Origin of the sequence: Shewanella sp. M16 (genome assembly GCF_018224605.1) — a bacterium.
Lineage (GTDB): Bacteria > Pseudomonadota > Gammaproteobacteria > Enterobacterales > Shewanellaceae > Shewanella > Shewanella oncorhynchi.
The window spans coordinates 1-12,724 of record NZ_JAGTUL010000067.1; the positions used below are offsets into that span (position 1 = coordinate 1).

General features: G+C 46.7%; 15 protein-coding genes. 8 read left to right on the forward strand and 7 right to left on the reverse strand.

Features of this window, described 5'->3' with window-relative positions:
• From KFE26_RS22485 to def, 5 genes are all read right to left on the reverse strand, one after another.
• Positions 1 to 548 (reverse strand): TrkH family potassium uptake protein (locus tag KFE26_RS22485; protein WP_212601771.1); only part of this gene is annotated, 548 nt, incomplete at its 3' end.
• Between the two features lie 20 nt (positions 549 to 568).
• Positions 569 to 1,978, reverse strand: coding sequence for a Trk system potassium transporter TrkA (trkA, locus tag KFE26_RS22490; RefSeq protein WP_105250826.1), 1,410 nt, complete (start codon positions 1,976 to 1,978; stop codon positions 569 to 571).
• Between the two features lie 15 nt (positions 1,979 to 1,993).
• Complete coding sequence (rsmB, locus tag KFE26_RS22495) at positions 1,994 to 3,280, reverse strand: 16S rRNA (cytosine(967)-C(5))-methyltransferase RsmB (RefSeq protein ID WP_212601772.1); 1,287 nt, start codon at positions 3,278 to 3,280, stop codon at positions 1,994 to 1,996.
• Positions 3,281 to 3,282: 2 nt separating this feature from the next.
• Positions 3,283 to 4,239, reverse strand: coding sequence for a methionyl-tRNA formyltransferase (gene fmt / locus KFE26_RS22500; RefSeq protein WP_105250828.1), 957 nt, complete (start codon positions 4,237 to 4,239; stop codon positions 3,283 to 3,285).
• 8 nt (positions 4,240 to 4,247) lie between these two features.
• Positions 4,248 to 4,760, reverse strand: coding sequence for a peptide deformylase (def, locus tag KFE26_RS22505; protein WP_206766142.1), 513 nt, complete (start codon positions 4,758 to 4,760; stop codon positions 4,248 to 4,250).
• Positions 4,761 to 4,885: 125 nt separating this feature from the next.
• On the opposite strand from def, the gene KFE26_RS22510 reads away from it, so the two are divergent.
• The 6 genes from KFE26_RS22510 to hemF all read left to right on the forward strand — a co-directional run bounded on the left by KFE26_RS22510 (position 4,886) and on the right by hemF (position 9,923).
• Positions 4,886 to 6,016 (forward strand): LysM peptidoglycan-binding domain-containing protein, encoded by a 1,131-nt coding sequence (locus tag KFE26_RS22510; protein WP_212601773.1) that lies wholly within the window; start codon positions 4,886 to 4,888, stop codon positions 6,014 to 6,016.
• An 83-nt stretch (positions 6,017 to 6,099) separates the two neighbouring features.
• Positions 6,100 to 7,116, forward strand: a complete 1,017-nt coding sequence (gene dprA, locus KFE26_RS22515; RefSeq protein WP_212601774.1) for a DNA-processing protein DprA — start codon at positions 6,100 to 6,102, stop codon at positions 7,114 to 7,116.
• A gap of 2 nt (positions 7,117 to 7,118) precedes the next feature.
• Complete coding sequence (locus KFE26_RS22520) at positions 7,119 to 7,592, forward strand: DUF494 family protein (RefSeq protein ID WP_006083793.1); 474 nt, start codon at positions 7,119 to 7,121, stop codon at positions 7,590 to 7,592.
• 119 nt (positions 7,593 to 7,711) lie between these two features.
• Positions 7,712 to 8,275, forward strand: coding sequence for a type I DNA topoisomerase (locus KFE26_RS22525; RefSeq protein WP_131524497.1), 564 nt, complete (start codon positions 7,712 to 7,714; stop codon positions 8,273 to 8,275).
• 147 nt (positions 8,276 to 8,422) lie between these two features.
• Complete coding sequence (locus KFE26_RS22530; RefSeq protein ID WP_168827564.1) at positions 8,423 to 8,989, forward strand: L-threonylcarbamoyladenylate synthase; 567 nt, start codon at positions 8,423 to 8,425, stop codon at positions 8,987 to 8,989.
• 25 nt (positions 8,990 to 9,014) lie between these two features.
• Positions 9,015 to 9,923 (forward strand): oxygen-dependent coproporphyrinogen oxidase, encoded by a 909-nt coding sequence (gene hemF / locus KFE26_RS22535; protein WP_212601775.1) that lies wholly within the window; start codon positions 9,015 to 9,017, stop codon positions 9,921 to 9,923.
• A 34-nt stretch (positions 9,924 to 9,957) separates the two neighbouring features.
• Here hemF and KFE26_RS22540 read toward each other — a convergent pair whose 3' ends face one another.
• A complete protein-coding gene (locus tag KFE26_RS22540) occupies positions 9,958 to 10,395 on the reverse strand; it encodes a group II truncated hemoglobin (RefSeq protein WP_173248522.1) in 438 nt (145 codons plus the stop codon).
• A 151-nt stretch (positions 10,396 to 10,546) separates the two neighbouring features.
• Between KFE26_RS22540 and aroE the strand changes: the two genes are divergently transcribed.
• Positions 10,547 to 11,395: a shikimate dehydrogenase gene (gene aroE, locus KFE26_RS22545; protein WP_212601777.1), complete on the forward strand. Its 849-nt coding sequence runs from the start codon at positions 10,547 to 10,549 to the stop codon at positions 11,393 to 11,395.
• A 5-nt stretch (positions 11,396 to 11,400) separates the two neighbouring features.
• Positions 11,401 to 11,676, forward strand: a complete 276-nt coding sequence (locus tag KFE26_RS22550; protein WP_212601776.1) for a DUF1488 domain-containing protein — start codon at positions 11,401 to 11,403, stop codon at positions 11,674 to 11,676.
• Between the two features lie 134 nt (positions 11,677 to 11,810).
• On the opposite strand, the gene KFE26_RS22555 is transcribed toward KFE26_RS22550, so the two are convergent.
• On the reverse strand, positions 11,811 to 12,359 hold the full coding sequence (locus tag KFE26_RS22555; protein WP_168827558.1) for a gamma carbonic anhydrase family protein: 549 nt from the start codon (positions 12,357 to 12,359) through the stop codon (positions 11,811 to 11,813).
• Positions 12,360 to 12,724 lie beyond the last annotated feature (365 nt).

Consider the following 12,724-nt stretch of genomic DNA (forward strand, 5'->3'; position numbering starts at 1 on the left):
ATGGGAAATGTGAATAAGAGAGAGGTGCGAGGCACTGCTTTATCGCTCCAATCGGATGATTCAGTGCGGAATAGCCGCATCCCGCCAACGTTTAAGAAGGGCAGAATCGCCACCGCCATTACGATAAAACCAATCCCACCTAGCCATTGCAATAAAGAGCGCCAGATTAAGATACTGTGATCCATAGTATCCAACCCTGAGAGTACAGTAGAACCTGTGGTCGTGATGCCGGACATGGTTTCAAAGAAGGCGTCGGTATAACCAATACCGTGATAAAGGGTAAATGGCATGGCCGCGAATAGGCTTACGATCAACCACGTTAGGCTGGTTAGTAGGAACATATCGCGGATATTGAGGTTAATGCTTTTGCTCTGGCCATTGTGTAAACACAGGCTTGAGCTAATGCCTGTGACTAATGCCGACACCATAAAAGAGCCCACGGTTTCCTCACCTTTGTATGCGGCGAGGAGCAGTGGGATCAGCATGAAAGCTGTCAGCATGGACAAAAAAAGCCCTAAAATAAACAATAGCGGTCTAAAGTTCAGCATAAGTTGGCTTACTAAGGTTCTTAGAAGAAGAAAGCACTTGGTTGGAAAAGCTTCTCGACTTCGCCGACAAACTTTTTATTCACTAAGAACAAGATCACGTGATCTCCTTGCTCTATCACGGTTTTGTCGTGGGCCATCAGCACTTCATCATTGCGGACAATGGCGCCAATCGTTGTCCCCGGTGGCAACTTAATATCACCAATGGCTTTGCCAACGACTTTAGAAGTGCTGGCATCTCCGTGGGCGATGGCTTCAATTGCCTCGGCCGCCCCACGACGTAGAGAGTAAACGTTACAGATATCACCCTGACGAATATGAGTTAATAGTGCTGAAATCGTCGCTTGCTGTGGTGAGATTGCAATATCGATGTTGGCTTCTTGCACTATATCCACATAGGCTTCGCGTTGAATAAGCACCATGACCTTTTTCGCGCCCATACGTTTTGCTAGCAGGGCGGACATAATATTGGCTTCGTCGTCATTGGTGACCGCAATAAATACGTCGGTTTGGTCTATGTGTTCTTCGAGCAGTAATTCTTGATCTGAGGCATCACCGCAGAACACTGTGGTATTTTCCAGCTGCTCCGATAAGGCTTCTGCACGTTCTAATTTATGCTCAATCAGTTTGACCGAGTGGGTGCGCTCAAGGCGTTTTGCTAAACCTAGGCCTATGTTACCGCCACCGGCGATCATAATGTTGCGGTAGGAGTTATCGAGCTTTTGCATTTCGCTCATGACAGCGCGAATATGGCGACTGTCTGCAACGAAGAAGACTTCATCATCGGCTTCGATAATGGTCGTTCCGCGAGGCATAATAGCGCGGCCTTGGCGGAAAATCGCCGCGACCCGGGTATCAATATTGGGCATGTGTTCGCGAAGTGCCGCTAATGCATTCCCCACCAGTGGGCCACCGTAATAGGCTCGAACAGCCACTAGGCTCAAGCGGCCTTCCGCAAATTCAAGCACTTGCAATGCGCCTGGATATTCTACGAGTCGCTGGATGTAAGCTGTCACTAACTGTTCTGGGGCGATTAATTCATCGATCACGAAGCCGCCACGGGGACGACCATCGCTATTTTTGGTTTCACTGTCGATAAAGAGTTTATCGCGCATCGCCAAATAGGGTTCTGAGCGGATACGGGCAATTTTAGTCGGCGTACCAAAAAGGGTATAGGCAATCTGGCAGGCAGCCATATTGCATTCATCACTATTGGTTACAGCGATAAGCATGTCGGCATCTTCTGCGCCTGCTTCTCTGAGAACATCAGGGTGAGCGGCATGGCCCGCTACGACGCGAAGGTCATATTTATCTTGCAGGGCGCGTAATCTGGATTTGTCATAATCGACAATGGTGATGTCATTGTTCTCACCCACCAAATTTTCGGCCAAGGTTCCCCCAACTTGACCCGCACCTAATATGATAATTTTCATGGCCTTGCTTACTTCCTAATCAGTCGCTTTCAATAAACGGGCATAATAAAACCCATCCATATTGTCTTGTCCTGGCGTGATTTGCCAACCTATATCCTGTGGCGAATTTTGCTGGGCAAGTGTGTCTAGCTTAGCATCTACCGTTCTATCTAAAAACGCACTGATCTGGTCGCGGTTTTCCTGCGGTAAAATCGAACAAGTGGCATAAAGAAGCGTGCCACCGGGTTTTAGCCACTTCCAGCAATGATCGAGAATTTGCTGTTGTAGTTCAGCCAACTCTTCGATGTCATGGTTTTTTCGCAACCATTTAATATCGGGATGGCGGCGGATCACTCCTGTGGCTGAGCAAGGCGCGTCCAGTAAGATACGATCAAATTGTCCGCCTTGCCACCATGAGTCTATGTTGGCTGCATCACCATGGATAAGCTCCGCTTTTAATGATAAGCGGTCAAGGTTCTGTTGCACACGTTCAAGGCGTTTGGCATCAAAATCAACAGCGACTAATTTGATACTCGGCTCAAGTTCTAGTAAGTGACAACTTTTGCCACCGGGTGCCGCGCAGGCATCGAGTATTAATTCATTCGCTTGCGGGGCAAGTAAGGTCGCCGCCCATTGTGCCGCGCCATCTTGCACTGATGCAGCACCTTCATGAAAGCGTGGCAGAGTGGCGACATCCTTTGGTTGCGCTAGGAGAATGGCATCGGCACTGCTGCCTTCGCTCGCTTCAATGTCGATTTCGGCTAGGGCAGCGAGGTATTCGGCACGGCTCTGGGATAAGCGATTGTTACGCAGCCACATGGGCGGGCGTTCATGGCTTTGTTGAATGATGTCTTGCCACTGCTCGGGATAGGCTTCTTTTAAGCGCTTAATTAACCAAGCGGGTGTGTTATAGCTTAAGGTATCTGATTCTGTGCTTAGCGGCGATAGCTGGCGCTGAATGTTGCGCAGTACACCATTAACGACCTTGACCATGCCTTCAAATTTTAACTGGCGACAGGCTTCGGCGGTTTCTGAAATCGCGGCGTGGCTTGGAATGCGAGTGAAGTAAAGTTGATAGCAACCTACGATCAGGAGCTGGTGGATAATCCTTTGTTTGCCTTTAAGTGGTTTCTCTAGGCATTCACTGATGCGTTTTTCTATTTGTGGCAGAGTGCGCATCACGCCGTAGCAGATCTCGGCAAGTAGGGCTTTATCTTTGCCGCTGGCAAGATGCTTTTGTTGATCAGGCAATGCCACTGACAGTGACACGCCTTTTTCTAATACTTCGAAGATGGCTTTCGCAGCAAGCGCGCGCAAGTTCATGATTATTGTGCCTCGTGTGCGAGGCGAGTATTCGGGCTAAACCATTCACCTCGAGCATTGAGAATATCAGCAACATTGAGTGGCTTTTTCCCCGGAAGCTGCATACTCAGCAGGGTTAACACACCATCAGCGGTGGCAACGTCTATGCCTTTTTTGCTGGCGCTGATAATAGTGCCTGGAGCGGCTGTGCTGGTGGTTTCGCTGACTTGAGTTTGCCACACTTTTATAGTGTTACCTTGGTGCTCAAAGTAACTCACAGGCCAAGGATTAAAGGCACGGACTTCTTGCCATAACTGTTTAGCGGATTTATTCCAGTCGAGTCTAGCTTCTTCTTTGCTGAGTTTTTCTGCGTAGTTCGCTAAGGCTTCATCTTGTTTTTCAGCGGCTAAGGTGCCATTTGCCAAACCTTCGAGTGCTTGCAATAGGGCAACGGGACCTTGTTCTGCCAGTTTCTCGTAAAGGCTGGCTGACGTGTCGTTATCTTCGATCGGCAGATAGGTTTTAAGCAGCATGTCACCTGTATCTAAACCCACATCCATCTGCATAACGGTCACGCCGGTTTCTTTGTCGCCGGCCCAAAGTGCGCGTTGGATCGGTGCGGCACCGCGCCAGCGTGGCAAAATAGAACCATGAACGTTAATACAACCTAAACGCGGTGTATCTAACACGACTTTTGGCAAGATCAGACCGTAGGCTACGACCACCATGATATCGGCGTTGAGTGCGGCAAGTTCTTGTTGCGCGGGTTCTTTACGTAATGAGCCGGGTTGAAACACTGGAATACTATTGGCGATAGCGAGTTCTTTTACTGGGCTGGCGGTCAGTTTCTTGCCGCGGCCAGCGGGTCTATCGGGCTGAGTGTAAACGCCAATCACATTGTGGTGTGAGTTCAACAGTGCTTGTAAGTGGCGAGCGGCAAAATCCGGTGTTCCGGCAAAGATGATGTTGAGTGGTTTCAAATCTGATCCTATGCTTCTTTGGCGTCCAATCGGGCCGCTTTTTCAAGTTTTTGTTTGATCCGCTGACGTTTTAGCGGCGACAAATAATCGACAAACAATTTGCCTTTGAGGTGATCCATTTCGTGTTGAATACAAATGGCAAATAACTCATCGGCCTCAACTATAAATTCGTTACCGTGTCTGTCTAAGGCTTTTACCGTGACAAATTCGGCGCGATCGACTTTGGCGTAAATCCCCGGAACCGACAGGCAACCTTCTTCATTGCAGAAGTCACCGCTGCTGGCGATAATTTCGGGGTTGATAAACACTTTGGGTCGTTCGACTTCATCCTGTAAGTCCATGACAATAAGTTGTTTATGGTAATCAACTTGGGTCGCGGCCAGACCGATACCTTTTTCTTGGTACATGGTTTCGAACATATCATCAATTTGAGTCTGCAGTTCGGCATTAAACTCTGTGATGGGTGTGGCTTGTGTTCGTAATCTTTCGTCAGGGAATTGTAATACTTTTAATAGTGTCATACATAAACTCTTAACAAGTCTGTCAAATCTCTGCCAGTTAGTTATACTGACTGATGCTAATGAGTTAATTTTAATCTTTAGTGCCTACCAATAACAGTAAAAGCTCAAACTAAGAGTTAAACAACATGGAAATACCCATGAAACGGTTAATTTTACTCGCGTTAATGACATTCAATTGCACGTTTGTTGCCGCAGATACCCTGACGCTTAAGGCGGGGCATCCTGAGTCATATGTAGTGAAAAAGGGCGATACTCTTTGGGATATCTCCGCCGCGTTTCTGAATGACCCATGGAAATGGCCGAGTCTTTGGGATGTAAACCCACAGATTGCTAACCCCCACCTTATTTACCCTGGCGATCAACTCACTCTAGTATTTATTGATGGTCAGCCCCGCCTTGTGCGTAATGGTGCCACTGTCGATAGTGCTAAACCCCATGTAAGAAAGAGTCCCGAGGGACGTGTCATTGCTAAGAGTAATGCTATTCCAGCCGTTGATTTAGCCTTGATTGAACAATATTTAGTGCAGAATCGGGTCGTTGAGACTCACTGGCTTACTGAGCAACCTATGGTGCTGGCAGGTGAAAGTCCATCGCGTCACCATATTGTGGGGGATGTGATTTATATTGATGCTGAACTGCCAATAAACCAAAAATATGGTATTTACGAACGTGGTCGCGAGTTTTTCAATAAAGAGTCAGGCGAAGCGTTAGGACAAGAAGCCATTTTGTCGTCTACTGGGCAAGTGATTGAGTCTGGTAAGGTTTCAAAAATTAAGTTGCTAACGAGCTTTCGCGAAACCAAAGCGGGCTTCAGAGTATTGCCGATGGAAAGTGATTCCTTGATGTCAGCTTACTTTACTCCTAAACCTGCGGAATTAAAGATACCAGCTTTAGTGTTAGCAACAGAATCAAATTTGCGTGAAGCGGGTAAGTTGAATGTCGTGTACTTAGATAAAGGCACTCAGGATGGCGTCGAGCCTGGGGTGGTGTTTTCTATTTACCGTGATGGTGAGGTTATTGTTATCAACAATGACGGTATACCTGTTCCTGCAATTGAACGTACTGCCTATGATAACCTAATGGCGTCAGTCTCTTCGGATCGTGCAGTTAAGATGCCGGATGTTTATCATGGTAAGTTGTTAGTGTTTAAAGTGTTTGATAAGGCGAGCTTAGGTTTGATTGTCTCCACCGAGCGGCCTGTTCGTGTCGACGATAAGTTAATCGCCCCAGAATCTTTAGCCTTAAGAGGTCTATAATCTCTGAAAATTTGGTCGATTGGTTAGTTGTTTGTGCTGTATCTGGGCTAGGACCCGCTCGGATCCAACAATTATTAACGCACATGGAAGTGGACGACCTCAGACAAAGGTTAGAGCATGAGAGACAAGCGCTACCTTTATCTGATCATCTGCTCCATAGCCTTGTTATTGATTATCAAAAAGTGGATGTCGCCCTCGAATGGCAACAGCAAGCCGCCGATCATCATCTGCTTTGTTTCTCTGATCCGCTTTATCCACCATTATTAAAACAACTCTCAGATCCGCCCGCCGTCCTGTTCGTTAAAGGTTGCTTAGAGGCGTTAGCCCTTCCTTATCTTGCGATTGTTGGCAGTCGTAATGCTTCTCCTGGCGGATTACAGGTCGCTTACCAACTGGCTGCTGAGATGTCCTCAATGGGATTTGGTATCTGTAGTGGCATGGCGATGGGGATTGATGGGGCGGCCCATAAAGCCTGTGTTGACCATCAAGGGCGCACTATTGCCGTACTAGGAACGGGCATAGAGATCATTTATCCACGAAAACATCGACAGCTTTATCATGATATTCAGCAGCAAGGCTGTATACTTAGCGAGTTTTGGCCCGATACTGGTCCCTTTGCGGGTAATTTTCCGAAACGAAATCGCATTATTAGCGGTCTATCTTTAGGGACACTTGTGGTTGAAGCCTGTCGCAAAAGCGGCTCTTTAATCACTGCTAGGTTGGCGATGGAACAAGGGCGTGAGGTGTTTGCCGTTCCGGGCTCAATCTTAGGTGGTTACCATCAAGGCTGTCATGATTTATTACGTGATGGAGCAAAGCTTGTGGAAACTGCTGCCGATATAGTGGAAGAGTTGGCAAGTTTAACCGCTTTCCACCTTGAAGAATTGAAGTTATGCCACCATATACAGCAAGGCGAGATTTGTAATTTGCCATTTTCGTCTCTGTTAGCTAGTGTAGGTTATGAAACTACATCAATTGATGCAGTCGTTGAACATAGTGGAAAAACGATAGATCTGGTGTTAGAACAAATGCTTGAACTTGAGTTGCAAGGTTGGGTAATAGCAGTACCCGGTGGTTACGTCAGAGTAAAGAGGAGCTAGCCATGTTTGATATCCTCATGTATCTATTTGAAAACTATGTTCACAGTGAAGTTGAACTACTAGTTGATGAAGACGAGTTAACCAAGGAACTCACTCGTGCCGGATTTCATCAATCCGAGATTTTAAAAGCGTTAACTTGGTTAGAGCGCTTAGCTGAATTACAAGAAGGGGATAAACCTTATCTTTGTAATCACGATCAGCATTCGTTTCGTATCTATACAAAGGACGAAATGGACAAGCTGGATGTGGAATCCCGCGGTTTCTTGCTGTTTTTAGAGCAAGTTAAAGTGCTGAATGTCGAAACCCGTGAAATGGTGATCGATAGAGTTATGGAGTTGGATGAGCCAACCCTGATTTTAGAAGATCTCAAATGGGTTATCTTAATGGTGCTGTTTAATGCTCCTGGCCATGAGTCCGCTTATGAGCAAATGGAAGATTTGATCTTCGAACAGCCCGAAGGTCGACTGCATTCTTAATTGTTGTGAAAGATGAATTATGAGAGAAAGGAGGCTAAGACCTCCTTTTTTGATGCCATAAATTCCTTGATGGCACTGCGCTTGATATCCTAATGCGCTACGACAGGTGGTGAATGATTATGTCTAAGATTGATGAACAATTATTTAGTGCCCACGAACACGCACTGGAAAAAGAATACGAACTTTGTCCTGAATGTGGCAGCGAGTTATCGGTTAAACACAGTAAGCACGGCGGTTTTATTGGCTGTAATAATTACCCTAGCTGTAATTACACTCGACCATTAGTGCAGCACGAATCTATTGAAACTCAAGTGATTGAAGGTTCTGTATGCCCTGAATGCGGTCACGAACTGGCGGTAAAGTCTGGGCGCTTTGGGATCTTTATTGGGTGTACTCAATATCCTAGCTGCACGCATATTGAAAAACAGGATCAAGCGAGTGATAAGCCTGACATTCCTTGCCCTGAATGCAAAGCGGGTAAGCTTGAGCACAGAACGAGTCGCTTCGGAAAGAGTTTTTATGCCTGCAGTGCTTACCCTAAGTGCAAGTTTATTGTGAATTATCCTCCGGTTGCTGAAGATTGCCCGAGTTGTGGTTTTGGGATCTTAGTTGAGCGTAAAGGTGCGGCTGGGATGCGTTTAGAATGCCCGCAAAAAAGCTGTAAATACAAAAGACCACTTTAGTTTATTGTGTGACCTGCATCTTAATATTTGGCCGATGAAAGTGGCTTGCGTATAATCCTCGGCTGACCGCTGATGGGGCGGTCAGTATTCGAATTTATCCAATAATTTGATTGTTGAAATCGACAATACTCAAAAGGTGATCCTAAGATGTTGCAGCTGCACCCATCTGACATAAAAGATATTGTGCTTAACGGTGGTGTTATCGCTTATCCAACCGAGGCGGTTTATGGCCTAGGTTGCGACCCTGATAATGACACCGCTATCCAAAAGTTATTGGCTGTAAAACAGCGCCCATGGCAAAAGGGACTGATCTTAGTCGCCAGTGATTTTCAGCAGCTTTTAGCTTATGTTGATGAATCGCAATTAACGGCTGAGCAGCTCGAGTTTGCATTTTCCAAGTGGCCGGGGCCTTTTACCTTTGTAATGCCAATCAAAGCGCAGGTTTCAAAATACCTCTGTGGTGAATTTGACTCTATCGCAGTGCGAGTATCTGCCCATGCTGGAGTGCAATCCCTGTGCCGCGCGCTCAATAAACCTTTAGTGTCGACCAGCGCTAACCTTGCGGGTGAAGAGCCAGCATTAACTGCCGATGAAATTCTCGCAGATTTTACAGGTAAAATTGATGCACTCGTATTAGGTGAACTCGGAGAGCAACGTCAGCCCTCGACCATTATCGATGCGCGAAGCGGTAAGATTTTACGAAATGGACAATGAGCAAACCAATAATAAGGATAACAATATGAGTGTGCCTGATATTGCTGTGGTAAAAGCGTTTTTAATCGATCTACAAAACCGAATTTGTGCTGGTTTACAGGTGCTGGATGGCCAAGCAACGTTCGCCGCCGATTCATGGACTCGCGCCGAAGGCGGTGGTGGTACGAGCCGAGTATTAATCCAAGGTGCAGTGTTCGAGCAAGCTGGGGTTAACTTTTCCCATGTGACTGGCGCCGCTATGCCTGCGTCAGCTACGGCGCATCGCCCAGAACTGGCGGGTCGCAGTTTTGAAGCTATGGGTGTGTCTTTAGTGATCCATCCTAATAATCCGTATATCCCGACGACTCACGCCAATGTGCGCTTCTTTATCGCGCAAAAAGAAGGTGCCGATCCTGTGTGGTGGTTTGGCGGTGGCTTTGATTTAACGCCTTATTATCCTTTCGAGGAAGATGTGCGCGAGTGGCACCAGACTTCTAAGGATATTTGCGCGCCTTTCGGGGATGAGGTTTATCCCAAGTATAAGAAATGGTGCGATGAATATTTCTTCCTGCCGCACCGTAATGAAACCCGCGGCGTGGGTGGATTGTTTTTCGATGACTTGAATCAAGACGGATTCGAGCAAAGCTTTAGCTTTATGCAAGCTGTAGGTAATGGCTTCTTAACGGCCTATGCGCCGATTGTCGAGCGTCGTAAAGAGACTGAATTCGGTGAGCGTGAGCGTCAGTTCCAACTCTATCGTCGTGGTCGTTATGTTGAGTTCAACTTAGTCTACGACAGAGGCACCTTGTTTGGTCTGCAGACGGGCGGGCGTACCGAGTCTATCTTAATGTCGATGCCGCCATTAGTGCGTTGGCAATATGCTTATATGCCAGAGGCGGGAAGCCCAGAGGCGGACTTGTACGATAACTACCTCAAACCCCGCGACTGGGTTTAGCCAGTAATCTTATGAAGTGGATACAACATCCACTTTATTGATTACGCATATGATCAGCCAGAGTTGAAATCGCCTCAAAGATGGCGGCTCGATGCTCTGGCTTATTAATGTTTTCTTCAATCGCAAATTTCATACAAAACAGCCATTGATCCCGCATCGCCTCATCGACGGCGAAATGCATGTGCCGTGCTCGCAATGCGGGATGACCATATTTCTGCTGGTAGAGCTGCGGTCCGCCGAGCCAACCACTTAAAAATTCGAACAACTTCTGCTCTGATTCCGCAATTGGCGCTCTATGAATGGCAAGCAGTGTTGTCGTTTCTGCGGAGCTTGCCATCTTCTGATAAAAACATTTGGTGATAGCGCGGATCACTTTTTCGCCGCCGATTAAGTCGTAAGCGTTAGATTGGCTCGGATCGCGATCATCCTGCGGTGGAGTGTGTTTGCTAAAAATCTTTTTAAGCCAGTTCATTGGAATAGTCGTTCACTAAAATAGAGTATTGAGCCGATGGCGCATTATAGCGTGAAACCCAGTGTGAAATTTAGTTGAGCATAATTCGTCTTGCCTAGGCTCAAAAGCGCGGTAGACTGCAAAGCCATTGAACCTAAAATTTAATATCGCTATGACAGACAGATACGCAGTGTTTGGCAATCCAATTAGCCACAGTAAATCGCCGTTCATTCATGGACAATTTGCCGCGCCCACCCAAGAGTTATTAACCTATGAAGCCATTCTTGCTCCGGTCGATGGTTTTGAAGCCTCACTGACGGCGTTTTTCAATGCGGGCGGCAAGGGCGCGAATGTGACAGTGCCTTTTAAGGAGCAAGCTTTTGTGCTGTGTGACAGTCTCAGCCCAGAGGCCAAGCTTGCTGGCGCGGTAAACACCTTAAGTTTATTGGCCGATGGCACTATTCGCGGTGATAACACCGATGGTTTAGGGCTGGTGGCCGATCTCATCGCTAACTTAGGCAGCCTGCAAGATAAGCGCGTGTTACTTATTGGTGCTGGTGGTGCGGCGCGCGGTTGTATTCTGCCGTTATTAAATGCGGGAATTGCGCAGATGATCATCAGTAATCGCACTCACACTAAGGCACAGCTTCTGGTCGATATCTTTACTTCGGTGGATAACGGTGCTTTCGCAGATAGAGTCACCGCCGTAGAAATGAATGAGCTTGTGGGCGAGTTCGATATCGTCATTAACTCCACTTCGGCTAGTCTTGCGGGCGAGTTGCCACCCGTGCCAGCGCATATCATCACCGCGCAAACCGTTTGCTATGACATGATGTATGGCGCCTTGGTCACCGCGTTTAACCAATGGGCGCTATCTCAAGGTGCAGCTAAGGTTATTGATGGGCTCGGCATGTTAGTCGGACAAGCGGCTAAGAGTTTTACCCTATGGCGAGGTATCGAGCCCGACACTCAAGTGGTATTAAATCTTTTGAGGGATAAACTAATGGCCGAGCCTAAGTAGGAAGCATGAATCAAAGTATTCTTTTTCCCGAACTGCAATATTGGGACGACGCCCACAAGCGAGTCTGCTTTATCGCGCAGTCACAGGGGATGAACATCAAATGCTATATCAGTGTGAATAAGTTAGCCGAGCTGAATGATTTCTCTGAACAGCCGAGTGCCAATGAAGCCGCTGCTATGCTGGCATTGTTTGATGCGGTGAGATTTGATGCCGAAGAAATGGCTGAAGATTTAATTGAAGCCGAAGAGTTTGATGATTTTGGGGCAGTACACTTAGGCTAAACTTATCGAACTTAGATAGTTTTCTGAATCAGCGAATAGCAAAAGGCGGTAGAGACTCAATGAGTCTCTACCGCCTTTATTATATAGCTATAGTGACACTAAGCGACTAACTATAAGAGATTAGCTATAAGTGACTAGATGTTCTGTAACTCAACTAAGTATTCGTTTTTCAGTCTGACATAGTTGTCGGCAGATTCTGGCAAAAAGGCAATTTCGGCAGGCGTTAATGGGCGAGCCTGCTTAACTGGGCTGCCTACATATAAATAGCCACTCTGTAATACCTTGCCCGGTGGCACTAAAGAACCTGCACCTAAGATCACATCATCTTCTAAAATCGCACCGTCGAGAATAATCGCGCCCATGCCCACTAATACTCGGTTACCGACTTTGCAACCGTGAAGCATAGCCTTGTGACCAATAGTCACATCATCACCAATAATCAGTGGATGACCATCGGGACGAGCAGCTGACTTACGCGTTACATGCAATATGCTACCGTCTTGTACGTTCGAGCGTTTACCAATACGAATATGGTTAACATCACCACGCGCCGCCACCATAGGCCAAATACTGGCATCAGTATCTAACGCAATATCGCCAACAAGCACCGAAGCTTCATCTACATATACGTTATTGCCTAATTGAGGATGAATACCTTGGTAAGTTCTGAGTGGCCCTGACATAGAAAAGTCCCTAATTGAGTGGTTTTTAGCATTATAAAGGTTAAAAACTAGCGGGTCAGGTCAAATATCCAACGAACAGTGAGAAAATGACAATTATCTTAAAAATAGGGGTTGCGGACTTTCTCAATCTCCCTATAATGCGCATCCACTGACACGGCAGACAGCGAAAGTAAGCTGACGAGTTAGGTTGAATTGAGTCGCTTTTAAGCACTTAATTCAATCGTAGCAAGAAGTTGTAAAAAACTCCTTGACGCGAAACGGGAAATGCGTAGAATACGCAGCCCTAGCCAACTGGAAGCGTTCGGCGCTCAGTGTGGTACTCAAGTTCTCTTACGAATATTGAGTTGCTCTTTAACAAGATAAAA